Source organism: Brevibacterium renqingii (assembly GCF_017808095.1).
GTDB lineage: Bacteria > Actinomycetota > Actinomycetes > Actinomycetales > Brevibacteriaceae > Brevibacterium > Brevibacterium renqingii.
This window is the reverse complement of sequence record NZ_JADBHG010000007.1, coordinates 100,827-119,980: the sequence shown is the minus strand read 5'-3', so window position 1 is coordinate 119,980 and position 19,154 is coordinate 100,827. Positions and strand designations below refer to the sequence as shown.

General features: G+C 66.8%; 19 protein-coding genes and 1 tRNA gene. 16 read left to right on the top strand and 4 right to left on the bottom strand.

What is annotated here, in order from left to right; all coding sequences use genetic code 11:
• Positions 1–236: 236 nt before the first annotated feature.
• Positions 237–307 (top strand) — tRNA-Gly (locus IIE29_RS13620).
• A 268-nt stretch (positions 308–575) separates the two neighbouring features.
• Here IIE29_RS13620 and IIE29_RS13615 read toward each other — a convergent pair.
• Both IIE29_RS13615 and IIE29_RS13610 read right to left on the bottom strand, forming a co-directional pair.
• Positions 576–1,238: a potassium channel family protein gene (locus IIE29_RS13615; RefSeq protein ID WP_209325833.1), complete on the bottom strand. Its 663-nt coding sequence runs from the start codon at positions 1,236–1,238 to the stop codon at positions 576–578.
• On the bottom strand, positions 1,231–2,649 hold the full coding sequence (locus IIE29_RS13610; protein WP_209325832.1) for a TrkH family potassium uptake protein: 1,419 nt from the start codon (positions 2,647–2,649) through the stop codon (positions 1,231–1,233). The genes IIE29_RS13615 and IIE29_RS13610 overlap by 8 nt, the downstream gene beginning before the upstream one ends.
• A 58-nt stretch (positions 2,650–2,707) precedes the next feature.
• Between IIE29_RS13610 and IIE29_RS13605 the strand changes: the two genes are divergently transcribed.
• The 14 genes from IIE29_RS13605 (at position 2,708) to ccsB (ending at position 16,954) form a co-directional block, all read left to right on the top strand.
• Positions 2,708–3,904, top strand: a complete 1,197-nt coding sequence (locus IIE29_RS13605) for an acetoin utilization protein AcuC (RefSeq protein ID WP_209325831.1) — start codon at positions 2,708–2,710, stop codon at positions 3,902–3,904.
• Positions 3,905–4,055: 151 nt separating this feature from the next.
• Positions 4,056–4,154, top strand: a complete 99-nt coding sequence (locus IIE29_RS13600; RefSeq protein ID WP_209325830.1) for a 30S ribosomal protein bS22 — start codon at positions 4,056–4,058, stop codon at positions 4,152–4,154.
• A 75-nt stretch (positions 4,155–4,229) separates the two neighbouring features.
• The gene (locus tag IIE29_RS13595) at positions 4,230–4,475 is read left to right on the top strand and encodes a glutaredoxin family protein (RefSeq protein WP_209325829.1); all 246 of its coding nucleotides are present in this window, start codon (positions 4,230–4,232) and stop codon (positions 4,473–4,475) included.
• Between the two features lie 27 nt (positions 4,476–4,502).
• Positions 4,503–5,198, top strand: coding sequence for a redox-sensing transcriptional repressor Rex (locus IIE29_RS13590; protein ID WP_209325828.1), 696 nt, complete (start codon positions 4,503–4,505; stop codon positions 5,196–5,198).
• On the top strand, positions 5,195–7,672 hold the full coding sequence (gene hemA, locus IIE29_RS13585; RefSeq protein ID WP_209325827.1) for a glutamyl-tRNA reductase: 2,478 nt from the start codon (positions 5,195–5,197) through the stop codon (positions 7,670–7,672). Before IIE29_RS13590 ends, hemA begins: the two co-directional genes overlap by 4 nt.
• Complete coding sequence (locus tag IIE29_RS13580; protein WP_209325826.1) at positions 7,669–9,273, top strand: bifunctional uroporphyrinogen-III C-methyltransferase/uroporphyrinogen-III synthase; 1,605 nt, start codon at positions 7,669–7,671, stop codon at positions 9,271–9,273. The genes hemA and IIE29_RS13580 overlap by 4 nt, the downstream gene beginning before the upstream one ends.
• 1 nt (position 9,274) lies before the next feature.
• Positions 9,275–10,306, top strand: a complete 1,032-nt coding sequence (gene hemB / locus IIE29_RS13575) for a porphobilinogen synthase (RefSeq protein WP_209325825.1) — start codon at positions 9,275–9,277, stop codon at positions 10,304–10,306.
• Entirely contained in the window at positions 10,303–10,773 is a 471-nt protein-coding gene (locus IIE29_RS13570) for a MarR family winged helix-turn-helix transcriptional regulator (RefSeq protein ID WP_343071905.1), read from the top strand. The genes hemB and IIE29_RS13570 overlap by 4 nt, the downstream gene beginning before the upstream one ends.
• A gap of 53 nt (positions 10,774–10,826) precedes the next feature.
• Positions 10,827–12,188, top strand: coding sequence for a glutamate-1-semialdehyde 2,1-aminomutase (gene hemL / locus IIE29_RS13565; protein WP_209325824.1), 1,362 nt, complete (start codon positions 10,827–10,829; stop codon positions 12,186–12,188).
• Entirely contained in the window at positions 12,185–12,826 is a 642-nt protein-coding gene (locus tag IIE29_RS13560; RefSeq protein WP_209325823.1) for a histidine phosphatase family protein, read from the top strand. The genes hemL and IIE29_RS13560 overlap by 4 nt, the downstream gene beginning before the upstream one ends.
• Positions 12,823–13,422 (top strand): TlpA family protein disulfide reductase, encoded by a 600-nt coding sequence (locus IIE29_RS13555; RefSeq protein WP_209325822.1) that lies wholly within the window; start codon positions 12,823–12,825, stop codon positions 13,420–13,422. The genes IIE29_RS13560 and IIE29_RS13555 overlap by 4 nt, the downstream gene beginning before the upstream one ends.
• 5 nt (positions 13,423–13,427) lie before the next feature.
• Entirely contained in the window at positions 13,428–14,183 is a 756-nt protein-coding gene (locus IIE29_RS13550) for a cytochrome c biogenesis CcdA family protein (RefSeq protein WP_209325910.1), read from the top strand.
• Entirely contained in the window at positions 14,183–15,814 is a 1,632-nt protein-coding gene (gene resB, locus IIE29_RS13545) for a cytochrome c biogenesis protein ResB (protein ID WP_343071904.1), read from the top strand. Before IIE29_RS13550 ends, resB begins: the two co-directional genes overlap by 1 nt.
• 132 nt (positions 15,815–15,946) lie before the next feature.
• The gene (gene ccsB / locus IIE29_RS13540; RefSeq protein ID WP_209325821.1) at positions 15,947–16,954 is read left to right on the top strand and encodes a c-type cytochrome biogenesis protein CcsB; all 1,008 of its coding nucleotides are present in this window, start codon (positions 15,947–15,949) and stop codon (positions 16,952–16,954) included.
• A gap of 356 nt (positions 16,955–17,310) precedes the next feature.
• Here ccsB and IIE29_RS13535 read toward each other — a convergent pair whose 3' ends face one another.
• Positions 17,311–17,745, bottom strand: coding sequence for a PLD nuclease N-terminal domain-containing protein (locus IIE29_RS13535; RefSeq protein ID WP_209325820.1), 435 nt, complete (start codon positions 17,743–17,745; stop codon positions 17,311–17,313).
• 84 nt (positions 17,746–17,829) lie between these two features.
• Between IIE29_RS13535 and IIE29_RS13530 the strand changes: the two genes are divergently transcribed.
• Positions 17,830–18,138 carry a DUF4229 domain-containing protein gene (locus tag IIE29_RS13530; RefSeq protein ID WP_209325819.1) on the top strand — a complete coding sequence of 103 codons (309 nt, stop codon included), beginning with the start codon at positions 17,830–17,832 and terminating at the stop codon, positions 18,136–18,138.
• A gap of 46 nt (positions 18,139–18,184) precedes the next feature.
• On the opposite strand, the gene IIE29_RS13525 is transcribed toward IIE29_RS13530, so the two are convergent.
• Positions 18,185–19,117, bottom strand: coding sequence for a 1,4-dihydroxy-2-naphthoate polyprenyltransferase (locus tag IIE29_RS13525; RefSeq protein ID WP_209325818.1), 933 nt, complete (start codon positions 19,115–19,117; stop codon positions 18,185–18,187).
• Positions 19,118–19,154 lie beyond the last annotated feature (37 nt).

Sequence of the window (19,154 nt, the reverse complement as noted above, 5' to 3'; positions counted from 1 at the left end):
CGATCGGCCGGCAGCTGCCGAACACGATCGGACGTACGAGGGGGTGGCTCCGGCCACCCCCTCGAGGCGTGCGCGGTCCAGCCTCGACCCGCCTCGGCGCACCTGTATGACATGTCGCCGTCTGCCTCGTTCCTCGAACCTGCGCCGAGGATGTACACTGGTTCGAGTCCACCGGTACGGACCGATGCTGACAGGTTTCACCTGCATCGATGTGGTCTTGCCGCCGAAGTGGAATTGCGGGCGTAGCTTAATGGCAAAGCTTCGGCTTCCCAAGCCGATGACGCGGGTTCGATTCCCGTCGCCCGCTCTCTTGTGCCCGAAAACGGGCCGGCCTGTACAGTCTTTCCCCTGCCCACTGCGTCGTCGCGACCCGTTTGTGGTCGATGCGCCGAGGCGAAAACGCCGATTTCGCGATTCTCCCTCGGTTGAGTGACCACAAAAAGTGGTTTGCGTGGCCGACGACGCTGCAGGGCCGAGGGGAGTGGGCCGAGGACGCCGCAGCGTCGAGGGGCTGCGGGGCTGCGGACGGTCGGCGAATCACGCCGGCCCCAGGCTGACCCTGAGGCTCAGGGTCCTCAGGGACGACCGGCGAAGCGCCCCAGCAGCTCTACGTGCCCGGCGACGATGAGCAGGTCCTGTTTGCCCACCCGGGTCGTCGGATCCGCGTAGGTGAAATCGCGTCCGGGGCTCTTGATGCCCACGATCGTCACACCGTACTTGTCGCGCACACCGGATTCGCTGAGTGTGAAGCCCTGGATCTCCCGCGGTGGACGCATCTTCACCACTGCGAAATGGCCTTCGTCGAACTCGATGTACTCCATCATCCGGGAGCTGACGAGGTGGGCCACACGCCGTCCCGCATCCGATTCGGGGTAGAGGACGTGGTGGGCGCCGATGCGGTGGAGGATCTTGCCGTGGGAGGGTGAGATCGCCTTCGCCCACACCTGACCCACACCGAGGTCGACGAGGTTGGCCGTGGTGAGCACGCTGTCCTCGATCGAGGTGCCGATGCCGACCACTGCGGTCGAGAAGTCGCCGGCGCCGACCTGCCGCAGCGCGTCGATGTTCGTGGAATCGGCTTCGACGACGTGGGTGAGCTTGCCGCTCCAGTCCTTGACGAGTTCGGGATTGTGCTCGATGGCCATCACCTCGCGCCCCAGTCGGGCCAGGGTAGCCGCCGTCGAGGATCCGAAGCGTCCCAGTCCGATGACCAGGATGGAGGTGTGTTCGTTAGCCAACGACCGGCCTTTCCTCGGGGTAGCGGTACAGACGCGCGGAGTCCTGCATGGACAGGGCGGCCGCAAGGGTAATCGTACCGAGTCGGCCGATGAGCATGATCACCGAGAGCACATAGAGACCCGAATTCGGCGATGTCGTCGACACCCCGGAGCTCAGGCCGACTGTGCCGAAGGCCGAGATCACCTCGAACAGCACCCGGTCGAGCGGTTCGGCGCTGATCTGAAGCATCGCCAGCGTGCCGATGAAGACGATGGAGGCACCCGTGAGCAGGATCGAGATCGAGAGTTTGATCGTCGAGGAGGTCAGGCGGCGACCGAATACGTGCACGTCCTGCAGACCCCTGGCCTCGGCGAAGGCGGCCAGCACGAGCACGGCCACGGTCGTGACCTTGATGCCGCCGGCGGTCGAGGAGGATCCGCCGCCGATGAACATCATGAGGTCCATGAGCAGGTGCGAGGCCTGGCTCATGTCCGCGATCTCCATCGTCGAGAACCCGCCCGAGCGAGGCATGACGGCCATGAACAGCACCTCGACGAAGGTGTGGCCGGCGTTCTTGTCGCCGAGCGTCGCCGGATTCGCCGATTCGAAGAGCGCCAAGAGCAGCAGGCCGATGGCCAGCACCGTCGTGGTCGTGGTCAGGGTCAGCTTCGTGTGCAGATCCCACCGCTTCGGCCGGTTCCAGTACATCGCGACCATGAGCACGACCGGGAAGCCGAGGGAACCGACGAACACACCGGCCATGAGCAGGGACAGGATCCACGGATCCGAAGCGAAGTAGGCGCCGCCTCCGGGGTGGATGGTGAAGCCGGCATTGTTGAACGCCGAGATCGAATAGAACACCGAGTACCAGGTGGCATCGCCGATGGACTCCCCGCGCATGAGGAAGCGCGGGAACATGAGCACCGCGAGGATCGCCTCGGCGGTGACGATGGTGATGACCACCGTCTTGAGCAGGGAGCCGACCTGGCCGAGATTGAGCGCCGAGGTGGCCTGCTGGGCGATGAGCCGCTGGCGCACGCCCAGCCTGCGCGAGACCGCCATGCCCAGCACCGAGGCGAGCGTGAGGATGCCGAGTCCGCCGACCTGGATGCCGGCGGTGATGACCGAGATCCCGAAGTCCGACCAGTACTCTTCCGTGACCACCGGGCTGAGCCCGGTCACGCAGACGGCCGAGACCGCCACGAAGACGGAGTTCGCGATATGAGTGGCCTGATCCACCGAACCCGGGTGGCGCATGCTCGTCGGCAGCATCAGCAGGATCGCGAAGAGCGCGACGACGGCGACGAAGGAGCCGATCGCCAACCGGGCCGGCGAGGCGACGGCGAGGTCGTCGACGAAGTCTCGAACCCACCGTCCGGGCCGCAGCAGCCGGTCGTAGCGCGGTGCGGAATTCTTGGACACAAGCACCATGGTAGATCCCGGCCCCCGGAATCGGTGCAAGTGAGCTGTGCCATATAGCATGGTGCGCATGGCCGAAAATGATGTGTATGTCGTTTGGGACGACGCAGTGACCGGTTACAACTTCGGTCCCAGCCACCCCATGCACCCCCTCAGGCTCGACCTGACAGCGAAGCTCGCGATGGACTTCGATCTTTTCGACGCCGACGACGTGCACGTCCATCCGGTCGGCGAGATCGACGAGGCCAAGCTCGCCCGTCTCCACGATCGTGACTTCATCGCCGCAGTGAAGCAGGCTGGGACCCCGGAGGGTCTCAGCGACGAGGATGCGAACCGCTACGGCATCGGCACCGAGGATGTGCCGGGGTTCGAGAACATGCACACCGCCTCGGCTCTGCTGTTCCAAGGCAGCGTCGACGCCGCCGGAGCCATCATCTCCGGTGAGTACGAGCGCGCGGTGAACTTCTCCGGCGGAATGCACCATGCGATGCCGGACAGGGCCAGCGGCTTCTGCGTCTACAACGACGCCGCCGGGGCGATCAGCGAGTTCCTCGACGCCGGCTACGAACGCGTCGTCTACCTCGACCTCGACGCCCATCACGGCGACGGGGTCGAGAAGTTCTTCTGGGACGATCCGCGGGTGCTGACGATCTCGATCCACGAATCGGGGAAGTTCCTCTTCCCCGGCACCGGGTACCCGGCCGACATCGGGGGACTGAAGGCGGCCGCCTCGGCGGTGAACATCGCCTTGCCCCCGCGCACCGGCGATGCGGACTGGCTGCGTGCCTTCGACGCCACCGTGCCGCAGGTCGTCGCCGCCTTCGAGCCCCAGGTCATCGTCTCCCAGCACGGCTGCGACGGTCACCGCTCCGACCCGCTGACGCATATGCGTCTGAGCGTGGACGCCATGCGGATCGCGGCGGAAAGGGTCCGACGGCTCGCCGTCGACCATGCGGAGGGGAGATGGCTGTCTGTCGGGGGAGGCGGCTATGCGATCATCGACGTCGTCCCACGCGTGTGGACGAACCTGCTGGCCATCGCCGCCGACCGCGACATCGATCCGGCGGCCCGGATCCCCGGACGCTGGGCGGACTACGCCCAGACGAAGACCGGCCGAGAGGCGCCCTTGTCGATGACCGACGGATTCGACGGCGCCTTCGAACCCTGGTCGAAGGGGTTCGATCCCGAATCCGAACTCGATCGGGCCGTGATGGGCACCCGGAAGAACGTGTTTCCGTTCTTCGCCCTCGACCCGTACTTCGACTGAGCCCCGAGGCCGCGCGGAAGATCGGCCCACCGGCTGTGGAACTGGACACAGTTTTGGGAAAGCAGGCGGCCAAGCGATAGAATTGCACGGTTAGTTCAATGGGTGGGCATCCGCTGTTCACCCTCCACCGACAAGCACAAGGGGTACCCGCGTGGGCTCAGTCATCAAGAAGCGCCGCAAGCGTATGTCGAAGAAGAAGCACCGCAAGCAGCTTCGCCGGACACGTCACCAGCGTCGCAACAAGAAGTAAGGCCGAGACGACGGTCCTGCGCCCCCGCTCGAGTGCTTCTCGGCGGGGTTTGTTGCACCCGATGAGGAGCGACCCATGGTTGAGCTGACCTTCCTCACGCGCGTCGACTGCCATCTCTGCGCCCTCGCGCGCGAGACCGTCGCAGAGGTGGCGGCCGGCCGGGACGTGAGAGTGACCGAGGTCGACATCGACACCGACGACGACCTGGCCGCGCAGTACGGCTGGGACGTTCCGGTGGTGCTCCTCAACGGCCGGCAGCACAGTTTTCATCGCGTCGACAAGGATCGGCTGTCCAGAGCCCTGGCGGGACTGGGCGCATGAGATCGAATGAAGGAGTGAGACGGATTCGTGGGCGAGATTCTGTCCGCCAACAGGATTGAGGGTGTCGTTCGCAAGGACGTACCCGAACGCGTGATCTCCCGACTCCCGATCTACCTTCAGACAGTCGAGACCATCGCCGCAACAGGCAAGGAGACCGTCTCGTCGGAGGACCTCGCCGCGCGCAGCGGAGTGTCCCCGTCGATTCTGCGCAAGGACCTGTCCCAGCTGGGGCGCTCAGGCACGCGCGGAGTCGGCTACTCCTGTCGGGAGCTGGCCTCCACGCTGCGCACATTCCTCGGCCTCGACCGTGATCGGCGAGTCGCCATCATCGGTGCGGGACGCCTCGGCTCGGCCCTGGCCGACTACGCCGGGTTCCAGCGCCGGGGACTGCGGCTGACGGCCATCTTCGACATCGATGAGGAGAAGATCGGCACCGCGATCGGCACGCTGACCGTCTCCGACCTCGACGATCTGCCCGACTGGTCCGAAGACCTCGACCTGGTCGTCATGGCCGTCCCCGCAGCCGCGGCACCCGCGGCGGCCCGCGCGGCCGCCGAAGCGGGTGTGCGCGGCATTCTCAACTTCTCACCTACCGTGCTCGACGCCCCGGACACCGTCCGTGTCCACCAAGTCGACCTGGCCAGTGAGCTGCAAGTACTCGCATACTATTCGGCGCTGGACACGGCACCGCTCAACCCTGGTTTTGAGGAGCACAGGAATTGACTCTCTTGGTTCTCGGCATTTCACATCAGTCGGCTCCGATCGACATGCTCGACAAGTTGGCCTTCGATGCAGGCGAGGTCGGCTCCCTGCGCAAGGACGCACTGACCGGTGAGAACATCGAAGGACTGGCCGTGCTCTCGACGTGCAACCGTCTCGAGCTCATCGCCGATGTCACTGCCTTCCACGGCGGACTGGCCGACCTCGGCAATGCCCTCGTGTCCTCGATCGACAAGGAATGGTCGGACATCGCCGGGCACTTCTACGCCCACTACGACACCCAGGCCATGGAGCACCTGCTCAAAGTCGCCTGCGGGCTCGATTCGATGGCCATCGGCGAGGCTCAGATCCTCGGCCAGCTGCGTTCGTCCTTCACCGAATCGCAGACGGACAGGGCCCTGACCTCGGAACTCTCCCAAGCCCTCCAGCAGGCGCTGCGAGTGGGCAAGCGTGCGCACTCGGAGACCGACCTCGGGGAGGTCGCGCGGTCGCTGTTCGGTGCCGCACTCGAGGCCTCGGCCGCGCACATCGGTTCCCTGCGGGCCGCAAACGCCCTGGTCATCGGGGCCGGAGCCATGTCCGGTCTCGTCGTCTCCGGCCTGCACAAGGAAGGGGTGGGCCGCATCACGGTGCTCAACCGCACACTCGAGAAGGCAGAGCGCCTCGTCGCCGAGGTGGGCGGACGGGCGCGCGAGCTGACCCCGCGGGTGATGGCCGAGGAGATCGCCGACGCCGACCTCATCGTCTCCAGCACGGGAGCCCGCGGCGTGGTCGTGACCCGCGACGACATCGTCGCCGGTCTGTCCCAGAACCCCAAGGGCGCGGCCAACAAGGCCTTCATCGACCTCGCCCTGCCGCACGACATCGACCCCAGCGTGCGCGAGTTCGAACACGTCGCGCTCTTCGGCCTGGGCGAGATCCGCGAGCTGCTCAAGAGCTCCGACAGGGAACGCGATGCGAAGGTCGTGAGCACCGTCGAGGACGTACGGGGGATCATCGCCTCCGAGCTGGAGAACATCGCCACCGGCAACAAGGAGCGCTCCGTCGCCCCGACCGTGACCGCGCTGCGTTCCCACGCCAAGGACGTGCTCGCCGCCGAGACCGAACGCCTGGAGAAGAAGATCGGTGCAGCCGTCGACGACAAGGCCTTCGGCGAGATCCGCAAGTCCCTGCACCGAGTGGCCGAGAAACTCATCCACACACCGACCGTGAAGGTCAAGGAGCTGGCCGTGACCGAATCCGAGGTCGACTACGCCCAGGCGCTGATGCAGCTGTTCGACCTGCCCGTGAACAAGGTCGCGCATGCGATGACCCCGCCGGAGACGAAGGTCGCGACGGCCGCCAGCGCCCACCACGTCGAGGCCGACGGAATCCGCCCGGTGGCCGACCACACCCTCGACATCGTCGAACCCGAACACTACAGCGGACGCACCGTGCGCCTCGGCACCCGCCGGTCCCAGCTGGCTCGGTCCCAGTCCACGGCGATCGCCCACCAGATCGCGGCCCTGACCGGGTGGCGAGTCGAGATCGTCGAGGTCGTGACCGAGGGCGATGTCAACATGTCCCCGCTGGCGGGCTTCGGCGGCACCGGAGTCTTCGTCTCCGCGGTCCGGCAGGCCCTGCACCAGGGCAAGATCGATCTCGCCGTCCACTCGCTCAAGGACCTGCCCACCACCCCCGAGGCGGGCATCCAGATGGCGGCGATCCCGCCCCGCGTCGACCCCGCCGATGTGCTCATCGGCCGTGACGGCCTGAGCCTGTCCGAGCTGCCCGCCGGCTCGGCCATCGGCACCGGCTCGCCCCGGCGCGCCGTGCAGCTGCGGGCCGCCCGCCCTGATATCGAGGTCCGGGGAGTGCGCGGAAACGTCGATACCCGCATCGCCCACGTCCGTGACGGACGACTCGACGCCGTCGTGCTCGCCGCAGCCGGGGTGCGCAGGATCGGCCGACTGGCCGAGGCCACCGATTCCCTCGGCTTCGACGTCATGCTCCCGGCCCCCGGCCAAGGGGCACTGGCCGTTGAGACGCGCAGCGCCGACAGCGCCTATGCGCAGTCCGAGGACATCCTCAACGCCGACGCCGAGGTGCGTGCCGCTCTGCGCCGCATCCACGACCGGACCACGGATCTGGCCGTGACCTGTGAGCGTGCGATCCTCTCCCGCGCCGAGGCCGGATGCTCGGCGCCCATCGGCGCCCTGGCGAAGATCGAGGGGAACCGGTTCATCGTCGACGCCGTGATGGCCGATGACGACGGCACGCTCGCCCGCACGCAGCAGAGCACGGAGCTGCCCGTCGTGCCCGACGTCGACTGGACCACCGCGACGGAGCAGGAGCTGACGGTCACCGGCAAGGAACTGGCCCGCGTCGCCGACGAACTCGGCACCGCTGCCGCTGAGGACCTGCTCGGCCGGCTCGGCATCGACCCTGCCGAAAGCGCCGATCACCTCACCCCCGTCAGGGCTCAGGAGCAGGGATGAACAGCACACCGTCCACGGGCCAGGTCCAACCGCGCCGACTGCTGCCGGCCGCGCCGCGAGTCGTCTTCATCGGCAGCGGTCCGGGCGAATCGGGACTGATGACGATGCGCGGAGCCGAGATCCTCGCAACAGCGGAGACCGTCGTCTACGACGCCGGTGTCCATTCGGAGATCGTCACCGCCTATGTTCCGCAGGCGGCACGGCTCATCGATGCCGCCGACCTCGGTGTCGCCGCCTCGACCCGCGGGCGTCGGCTGGCCGAACTCGCCCGCCCCGACAACACCGTGGTGCGCCTGAGCTCCGACGACGGTCTGATCTTCACGAACACGACGGCCGAGGCCGCCGTGTGCCGCAAAGCCGACGTCGAGGTCGAGATCGTGCCCGGAGTCGGCCTGTCCGCCTCGACCGCGGCCTACACCGGCACCGCACTGACGACGAACCGGGTCCGCTCCGTGCGCTTCATCGAGGCCGGGCCCCAGACGCACGTCGACGTCTCCCGCCACCGCAACACCAGCCATGTGCTCACCGGCACCGCCGCCGCTCACGAGCAGGCCATCAGCGCTCTGCTCGCCGACGGCTGGGACGAAGACACGAAAGTGCTGCTCGGGTGGGGGATCTCCACGATCGAGCAGACGAGCGTGGAGACGACATTGAAGCAGGCCCTTTCCATGGCGCAGACAGGATCGGATCGTATGGTGGTCATCATGGGACAGGGAGTGGAATCCAGGGGCGAACTCAGCTGGTTCGAATCCAAACCGCTCTTCGGCTGGCAGGTGCTGATCCCGCGGACGAAGGAGCAGGGGACCTCCACCGCCGAGGCGCTGGCCGAGCTCGGCGCAGTCGGCACCGTCGTTCCCACCATCGCCGTGCAGCCCCCGCGCACTCCGACCCAGATGGAGAAGGCCATCCGCGGACTCGTCGACGGGTCCTACGAATGGGTGGGCTTCACCTCGGTCAACGCCGTGCGCGCGGTGCGTATGTGGTTCGAGGACTTCGGGCTCGACTCCCGGTCGATGGCCGGTGTCAAGGTCGCGGCCGTGGGCGGACGGACAGCGGCCGCGCTCGTCGACTGGGGCATCACTCCCGACCTCGTCCCCGACGGTGAGCACTCGGCCAGGGGCCTGGCCGCCGCCTGGCCGGACTACGTCGACGACATCGATCCGATGAACACCGTGCTCCTGCCGCGTGCGGACATCGCCACGGAGGTGCTCGTGGCCGGGCTGCTCGAGAAGGGCTGGGACCCCGACGACGTCACCGCCTACCGGACCGTGCGGGCGTCGCCGCCGCCGGCGCCGATCCGCGAGTCGATCAAGGCCGGCGACTTCGACGCCTTCCTCTTCACCTCTTCGTCGACCGTGCGCAACCTCGTCGGCATCGCCGGCAAACCCGCCCCCACCTCGGTGATCTGCTGCATCGGCCCGGCGACCGCGAACACGGCCGCCGAGCACGGACTGCGCGTGGATGTGCTCGCCGAGGAAGCCAACCTCACCTCGCTCATCGACGGACTCGTCGAATTCGCACTCACCAAGCGGGCCGAAGACGTGGACGCCGGGATCTCCCCGCAGCGTCCGAGCCAGAAGCGCCGCAGAAGGAAGGCCTGACATGTCATTGGTACCCGGATCCGTTCGCCCTCGCCGCCTGCGTTCGACGAAGGCGCTTCGTCGCCTCGTGTCCGAGGTGCGGCTGCATCCGTCCGAGCTGATCCTGCCGATGTTCGTCAAGGAGGGACTGAGCGAACCGGTGCCCTTGGAGGCGATGCCCGGTGTCGTCCAGCACACGCTCGACTCGCTGCTGGCCGCCGCACAGGAAGCCGTCGCGGCCGGAGTCGGCGGCCTCATGCTCTTCGGCATCCCCGAACACAAGGACGAGATCGGCTCCCAGGCCGACGACCCCGACGGCATCCTCAACCGGGCGCTGGCGCTGCTGAGCGAACATCTCGGCGAGGAGACGGTCGTCATGGCCGATCTGTGCCTCGACGAATTCACCTCCCACGGCCACTGCGGAGTCCTCGACTCGGCAGGGGGAGTCGACAACGACGCCACACTCGACCGCTACGCCTCGATGGCGCTGGCACAGGCTCGCGCCGGAGCCCAGGTCCTCGGGCTCTCGGGCATGATGGACGGCCAGGTCGCCTACTGCCGCGAGGCACTCGACGCCGCCGGGTTCACCGACACCGTCATCATGGGCTACACCGCGAAATACGCTTCGGCCTTCTACGGCCCGTTCCGCGAGGCCGTGGACTCCGAGCTGCAGGGCGACCGCAAGACCTACCAGCAGGATCCCGCCAACGGCCGCGAGGCCCTGCGCGAACTCGGCCTCGACCTCGCCGAGGGTGCCGACATCGTCATGGTCAAACCCGGACTGCCCTACCTCGACGTCCTCGCCGAGGTGGCCCGCGAATCCATCGTGCCCGTGTGGACCTACCAGGTGTCGGGCGAGTACGCGATGATCGAGTTCGCGGCCGCCGCCGGAGCGATCGACCGCGAGCGGGCCATCGAGGAGTCCCTCATCGCCTTCAAACGAGCCGGCACCGACGCGATCCTCACCTACTGGGCCACCGAGGTGGCGCAGAGGCTCCAGGCAGAAGCCGCAGGCCACCGCACCGGTGCCTCCGCAGCAGCCGGGGGCCGATGATGGGCGAGCCCCGCTGGCTGTCCGCTGCGGATCAGAAGGCGTGGCGAAGCTACCTCAACGGCTCCCAGCTGCTGACCGCGCAGCTGGACAAGGAGCTGCGCGAGAGCCACGGCATCGGGCTGCCCGAGTACGAGATCCTCGTCCGCCTCTCCGAGCATGAGGACCGGACCATGCGGATGGCGCTGCTGGCCGCGGACACGACCATGTCGCGTTCGCGTCTGACCCACAGCGTGGCCCGGATGGAGAAGAGGGGACTGCTCGAGCGCTCGGCCATCGCCGAGGACGGACGCGGAGTCAACTGCGTGATGACCGCCGCCGGCTGGGAGCTGCTGCGCAACGCCGCCCCCGACCATGTGGTCGGCGTCCGCGACCACCTCGTCGACCTGCTCGATCCCGAGGAGATGGCGACCCTGGGACGCATCTTCACGAAGGTGAACGACCATATGCGCGACCTCGACGGCGCCTGAGGCGCCCCGCCACGTTTTCGACCACGATCCCGCGAAGAATCAGAGGAGACCCCATGACGACAGAACCGACGCAGGGCCGAACCACCGAACAGTCCGCCGGACTCTTCACCCGCGCCGAGGCGGTCATCCCCGGCGGAGTCAACTCCCCGGTGCGCGCGTTCAAGGCCGTCGGCGGCACCCCCCGTTTCATCACTTCGGCCACCGGTGCCTGGCTGCGCGACGTCGACGGGAACGACTACATCGACCTCATCGGCTCCTGGGGGCCGATGATCATGGGCCATTCCCGCCCCGAGGTGCTCGCCGCCGTCCAGGAAGCCGCGGCCAAGGGCTTCTCCTTCGGCACCCCCTCGACCGGCGAAGTCGAGCTCGCCGAGGAGATCGTGGCCCGCGTCGAACCCGTCGACCAGGTGCGGCTCGTGTCCTCGGGCACCGAGGCGACCATGTCCGCGATCCGGTTGGCTCGCGGGTACACGGGACGGTCGAAGGTCGTGAAGTTCGCCGGCTGCTACCACGGCCACGTCGACTCCCTGCTCGCTCAGGCCGGTTCCGGCCTGGCCACCTTCTCACTGCCGGACACACCGGGAGTGACCGGGGCGCAGGCTCAGGACACCATCGTCGTCGACTACAACGACGCCGCCGGCCTCGAAGCGGTCTTCGCCGAACACGGCGAGGACATCGCCTGCGTCATCACCGAGGCCAGCCCCGGCAATATGGGTGTGGTGCCCCCGCGCGAGGGCTTCACGAACACCATCCGCCGCCTCACCCGCGCCCACGGGGCACTGATGATCAGCGACGAGGTGATGACCGGGTTCCGCGTCTCGGCCGCCGGCTGGTACGGCTACGAGTCCGAGGCACTCGGCTACCCCGAGGGTCCTGCCGATCTGTTCACCTTCGGCAAGGTCATGGGCGGGGGATTCCCCGCAGCGGCCTTCGGCGGTCGCGCCGATGTCATGGCCCATCTCGCACCGGCCGGTCCCGTCTATCAGGCGGGAACGCTCTCGGGCAACCCGGTGGCCACGGCTGCGGGGCTGACCACGCTCAAGCTCACCACCGAGCTCGACGTGTACTCGCACATCGGACGCGCTGCGGACATTCTGCGACCGGCCGTCGCAGCGAGCCTGGAGGCCGAAGGCGTCGCCCACGTCATCCAGTCCGCGAACTCGATGTTCTCGGTCTTCTTCACCGACTCGGAGGTGACGAACTACGAACAGGCGCGCGGACAGAACGTCGAGCGCTACTCGGCGTTCTTCAACGCCATGCTCGACCAGGGCATCCACATGCCGCCGAGCGCCTTCGAGGCCTGGTTCCTGTCCTACGCCCACACGGATGAGATCCTCGACAGGATCGTGACCGCCCTGCCCGCAGCGGCGAAGGCCGCGGCCGCCGTGCCGGAGGCGGGGAGGGCGCAGGCATGACCACCATCCACCTGGTCCGGCACGGGGAGGTCGACAATCCCGAAGGGATCCTCTATGGTCGGCTGCCGCATTTCGGACTGACCGACCGCGGCCATGAGATGGCCGAGCGCGTCGCGAAGCACTTCTCGACTGCGACGACCGCTCCGGCCGCGCTCGTCGCCTCGCCGCTGCTGCGCACTCAGCAGACGATCGCACCGCTGGCGAAGGCCCTGGACCTGCCGGTGTTCACGGATGACCGGGTGATCGAGGCCGCGAACTCCTTCGAAGGGCAGAAGGTCAATGCCCGTCGGCTGGCGGAACCGAAGAATCTCCTGCGTCTGTACAACCCGCTCACCCCCTCATGGGGCGAGCCGTACCGGCAGATCGTGCTGCGCATGCGCGCGGCGATGGCCAGCCTGCGTGCCAAGCTGGCCCAACACGGTCCCGAGGCCGAGGGAGTCATCGTCTCGCACCAGCTGCCGATCTGGATGACGCGGCTGGCGGCGGAGGAGCGTCCGCTCGTCCACGACCCGCGTCGACGGGAATGTGACCTGGCTTCTATCACCAGTTTCACATTCGCATCGTCCACACTGGTGTCCGTGAGTTATGAGAGCATCTGCGCTGATCTGCAGCCGGGAACCGCGGTGGCCGGAGCATGAGTTTCGGCCGCAGCCCACTCAGCCGTCGCACCCTCTTCACCTCGGCTATCGCCGCCGGCACGGCCCTGGCGCTCAGCGCCTGCAGCGAGAACGACGAACTGGCCGATCAGGCCGGATCCGATCAGGGGTACGTCTCCGGATCGGGAGTGGTCTCGCAGGTGGCCGCCGAAGATCGCGGTGAGCCCCTCGAGCTGAGCTTCGAGACCCTCGACGGCGAGAAGATGTCCCTGGCCGACCTGCGCCCGACCCCCGTGGTCATCAACCTCTGGTACGCGGCCTGCCCGCCGTGTCGGAAGGAAGCGCCGGAACTGAAATCCGTATCGGAGAGCTTCGGCGACAAGGCGCAATTCATCGGCGTCAACGTCCGCGACCAGGCTGCCGCGGCCAACGCGTTCATCAGCAGCTACCAGGTCCCGTATCCGAACATGCTCGACTCGAACGGTGAGATGGTCTCCCTCCTCTCGGGCGTCCTGCCCCCGCAGGCCACACCCTCGACGGTGGTGCTCGACTCTCAGGGGCGAGCCGCCGCCCGGGTGGTCGGCGAGGTCGACGCGTCAACGCTCAAGGGACTCATCGAGGACGTGCGGGCCGAGTGAGTGGGATCGGGGCGGAGTTCGCCCAGACGGTTCTCTCCGGTCCACTGCTGTTGGCCGCCGGCGCTGCAGCACTGGCGGGTCTGGTGTCCTTCCTCTCCCCGTGCGTGCTGCCTCTGGTGCCCGGCTACGTCGGATACGTCACCGGCCTGTCCGGGTCCTCGCTCAAGGACAAGCAGACCTGGCGCGTCGCAGTCGGCATCAGCCTGTTCGTGCTCGGCTTCACCGTCGTCTTCGTCCTCCTGGGAACCAGTTTCTCTGCGCTCGGGGCGCTGTTCTCGCAATGGCAGGACATCATCATCCGCATCCTCGGTGTCCTCGTCATCCTCGCCGGTTTCGTGTTCATGGGCGGGTTCGGCCTGCTGCAGAGCGAACACCGGATCCGCGCGAGGCCGAAGGCGGGGCTCTGGGGCGCCCCGGTCCTCGGGGCGAGCTTCGCACTCGGCTGGGCTCCCTGCGTGGGTCCGACCCTGTCGGCCGTGCTGAGCATGTCGGTGAGCTTCGGCGGCGACGGGATGATCTGGCGCGGTGCCCTGCTCGCCTTCGTCTACTGCCTCGGGCTGGGCATCCCGTTCATCCTCCTGGCGCTGGCCATCCACAAGGGTGCGGGACGACTCGAGTGGGTGCGCAGGCACCAGAGCGCGATCGTGCGCGCCGGCGGCATCATGCTCATCATCCTCGGGGTGCTCATGGCCAGCGGCGTTTGGAATATGTGGATGACCTCACTGCAAGGTCTGATCAATGGATTCGAAGTGGTGATCTAGTGGAGGGCAAGACCGAAGGCGCGGAGAAGAAGCCGGCGAAGTCGGGCGCGAAGGCGACCGTGACGCAGCCGCAGCTGGGCTTCCTCGGCATGTGCCGATGGGCCTGGACGCAGCTGACGACGATGCGCGTGGCGCTGATCCTGCTGCTCGTCCTCGCTCTCGCTGCGATCCCCGGATCTCTGCTGCCGCAGCGCATCCAGGACCCGGGACGGGTGAACAAGTTCCTGGAGAACAACGGTGCCTGGGGACGGTTCCTCGATGCCATCCAGATGTTCGACGTCTATTCCTCCGTCTGGTTCTCCGCGATCTATCTGCTGCTGATGGTCTCCCTCGTCGGGTGCATCATCCCCCGCACCAAACAGCACTGGAAGGCGATGCGGTCGGCTCCGCCCAAAGCGCCGAGGCGGCTGCGTCGGATGCCAGGCTACTCGAGCTTCGCCTCGGCGCAGGGGGAAGCCGAGTCGCGAGAGATCGCGGATCAGGCGTTCCTCGACAGCGCCGAGGCACGGCTGAAGAAGTCCGGCTACCGCATCAACCGGCAGGCGGACCATGTCGCCGCCGAACGCGGCTATCTGCGGGAGACCGGCAATCTCGTCTTCCACATCGCTCTGCTCATGGCGACTCTCACGATGGCCATCGGCTCGCTGTTCGGCTACGAAGGCCAGCGCATCCTCGTCGAGGGGGAGACGTTCACGAACTCGCTGGTCTCCTATGATTCGTTCGAACCCGGCTCCTACTACGACGCCGACAATCTGCCGGCCTTCCGGCTGAAGCTCGACAGCTTCACCTCGACCTTCGACGACCAGGCGGCGGGCAACCAGTTCGGCCAGCCGCGCAGCTTCGACGCGAACGTCACGACCACGGTCGACGGGAAGAACGAGAAGCACACGCTCAAGGTCAACGAACCGGTCCGCGTCAATGGCGTCGGCGTCTACCTCACCGGCAACGGCTATGCCCCCGAAGTGACCGTCCGCGATGCGCAGGGCAACATCGTCGAGTCCGGACCGCAGGTGTTCATCCCCGACGGCGGCGACCCGGGCTACACCTCCGAGGGGGTCATCAAGGTGCCGGACTCGGCCGGCACCCAGATGGGCTTCGTCGGGGTATTCCTGCCCACCGCCACCCAGAATCAGGACGGCGAGCTCGTCTCGAGCTTCGCCGAGCTGCGCAACCCCTACCTCGTGATGAGCGGGTACACCGGCGACCTCGGACTCGACTCGGGAGTCCCGCAGTCGGTGTACTCCCTCGATGCCGAGAACATGACGGAGATGACCGACGAGTCCGGCAACCCGCTCATCATCCAGCTGGCCGAAGGGGAGACCCAGAAGCTGCCGGGAGGCGGTTCGGTGACGTTCGACGGAGTCAAGAAGTACATCGCCGTCGACATCTCACAGGACCCGACACAGGCGCTCATGCTCATCAGCGCGATCCTCGTCCTGGCGGGACTCGGGCTGTCCCTGTTCATCCCGCGCCGACGCGTATGGGTCCGGATCAAGGACGGCGACGCCGAGGTGGCCGCACTGGCCCGTGGCGAGGATCCGATGGTCGAACGCGCAGTCGCCGACCTGGTCAGGGACTTGCGCGATCCCGAACCCGACGACGATGGGGAAGAGAGCGACGCGGAAAGATGAGTCCGAGCTACTACGCGGAGTAGAATAGCCGCGGAGTGCGAGAGAACCGGAGCTCCCGCAGAGGGCTTCGAGCACATTGACAGCGACACCCGACAGCACGCGATATTAGAGCACCTGAGGTGCGGAGGATGAATGGACGTCAACACTGACCTCGCAATGTGGTCCAACCAGCTGATCATCTCGGCGATGATCGTCTACGCCTTCGCCATGATCTTCTATGCCTTCGACCTGTTCGGCTCCCGGGAGCTCAAGGCGTCTCAGACCGCCGTGGGCAGCACAGCCAGGGCGAGCTCTGTGCGGCGGACGAATCGTAAGACCGCGAGCACTGCGGTCCTCGACCGTCCCGGTGACGACGATTCTGCCGCTCCTGCCGCTTCCACTCGGAAGAATCGGCGCAGGGGAGCCCGGATCGGGACCTCCCTGCTCGTGCTCGCCGTCCTGCTGCATGCGGCGGCAGTCCTCACACGCGCACTGTCCGTGGCTCGGGTGCCGTGGGGCAACATGATGGAATACGTCCTCACGGCCACGACGATCACCGTCATCGTCTATCTCGTCGTGCTGATCAAGAAGGACGTACGCTACCTCGGCACCTTCGTGTCCGGTGGAGTGCTGCTGTGCTTGGGGCTGGCGATCACCGTCTTCTACACTCCGGCGGCCAAGCTCATCCCGGCGCTGGACTCGTACTGGATCGCCATCCACGTGCCGATCGCGATCCTCTCGACTGCGCTGCTCTACATCTCGGCGATCCTCGCCGTCTTCCAGATCCTCAAGAGCGTCCACGAGACCAAGGACCCGAAGTGGCTGCGGTTCATGCACCGACTGCCCGCCAGCACCGATCTCGAGCGGACTTCCTACACGATTGCGGCCGTCGGCTTCATCACCTGGACGTTCACCCTCATCGCCGGTGCCATCTGGGCCGAGGTGGCCTGGAGCCGCTACTGGGGCTGGGACTCGAAGGAGATCTGGACCTTCGTCGTGTGGGTCATCTACGCCGCCTACCTGCATGCCCGAGCCACCCGCGGTTGGGGCCCGACGAAGGTCGCGGTGCTCAATCTCATCGGCATCGCCTCGGTGATCTTCAACTTCACCGTCGTCAACGTCTACTTCAACGGTCTGCACTCCTACTCCGGCCTCGACTGAGGGGAGTCGGACACTCCGACTTCGGCTGAGGGGGGTCGGATACTCCGGTCTCGACTGAGGGGAGTCGGACCGCGACGAGCCGGTTCGAGACAGTGCGGTCCCGCCTGCGGCCGAGCAGGGCCTCTGCCGTGCGGCGGCTCGGTCTGCGACTGCCTCAGGGACAAGGGCCGCTCGAACGGCGTGACGTCGCGCTCCTGAAACGGCGACGGCTCGACCTGCGACTGGAAGCTCTGTTTGCATACAGAGCTCTGAATCGCAGAGCGAGCCGTCGGCCGAATCAGGCGGGCCAGAGCAGACTGTGCTGTTTCAGTGGACGTCAGGAGGCTGGGCTGTGCTGGGTTGAAACGCTGCGAAACTCAGTTCGAGCGGCCGCGGCCTTCGCCCTTGGTGCCGTGCTCATCGGAGTCGGCTGAGGAGTCGGCAGCGGAATCGCTGTCCTCGTCGGTTTCGGCGGAGCCATCGTTCGTTGAGGAGGCCTCGTCGTTCTCACGGGCCCGCGGAGCATGTTTGCCGAGCTGGACTTCCCGGTCGACCTGGCGGAGGTAGTCCTCGTCGTCATCGGGCGCGACCTGCCCGCGCGGTCGGCTCGGCGAAGCGGACTTGCCCTCGGAGCCGCGACCGAAGAGATACCAGAGGACGAACCCGAGCACGGGGATGAAGAGGATGATGAGGGCCCAGGCAGGTTTGGGCAGGACTCGAATCAGACCCCGATCGCGCAACAGGCAATCGAAGAGTCCGTACAGTGTCACCGCAGCCGCCAGGACGATCGCGGCAATGAGAAATCGAGCCATGCATCCAGGATAGTCCACGAACCTGAGCACCGACTCAAGCATCTGGTGACGAGACGGTCACGATCGAGGGCTAAAATAGGCTCAATGCGCACCTTCTGGCTCTACTCACTCGCCCGCCTCGGCATCATCGTCGCCGTGGGCCTCGTTCTGTTTCCCTTCCTCGGCCTCAACATGCTCATGGCCGTCTCTGCAATCGTCATCGGCGCACTGCTGAGCTACCTGTTCCTCGGCAATATGCGTGCACGGGTGGCGGCCGATATCGAAGCCCGTGTGGCCAAACGCGCCGCCGAACCGAAGAAGCGAAGCGCCGACGAAGCGGCCGAGGATCGCATCGTCGACGAACGCATCGGCGAAGACGACCACGTCAGCGAAGACGGAGATCAGAACAAATAGCCCGCCGTGCCCGCAGGTCGGTCCCGAGCAGACGAACCCGATCCGATCAGAGGGCCAGGCCCAGTCCCATCAGCGCTGAGAAGGCCAATCCGGTCAGTCCTGTCGTCTTGATCGGCGGAATGAGCCCGTGCCCCGCAGTCCCGCTGAGAACCGTCTTGAGCGGGCTGAGCGCCGGCACCAGGGCGAGGATCGCCAGAGCGACAGCCGGGTGCCCGTCGAGGATCGCCAGGGCCAGGAGCGCGAATGGCAGCAGCACCAGCACCGCATAGGCGATGCGGGCGGCATTGTCGCCCAGCCGCACGGCGAGCGTGATCTTGCCTGCCTCGGTATCGGTGGGGATGTCACGGAGGTTGTTGACCATGAGGACCGCCGAGGCGAGCGACCCGATCGACACGGCCCCGGCCCAGCCGCTGAGGCTGAGGTGTCCGACCTGCATCCACATCGTCCCCAAGGTCGCGACGAGGCCGAAGAAGACGAAGACGAAGAGCTCGCCGAGGCCCATGTATCCGTAGGGCTGCTTCCCTCCTGTGTAGAACCATGCCGCGGCCACCGCGGCGGCTCCGACGACGAGGAACCACCAGGCCTGCGAGATGAGGATGAGGACGAGGCCGGCGACGCCGGCGATGCCGAAGAAGAGGAAGGCCGCACGTTTGACCTCGTGCGCCTCGGCCAGCCCGGTCGCCGTGAGACGGACCGGGCCGACTCGGTCGTCGTCGGTGCCGCGAATGCCATCGGAGTAGTCGTTGGCGTAGTTCGAGCCGATCTGCAGGCAGAGGGCCACGAGGAGGGCGAGGAAGCCGCGCAGCAGGATCTGCGGCAGTCCGACATGGTCGGAGCCGCCCGAGATGTTGTCGAGGATGAAGGCGGTGAAACCGCCGAGCGATCCGATCGCGGCACCGGTTCCGATGAGCACGGGTGCGAGAGCCAGGGGGAGAGTTCGCAGTCGAGCTCCCGAAATCCACTGGGCGGCATCAGCCATAGGTCTCGCTCACCTTCCTCATCAGTTGTGGAACCGT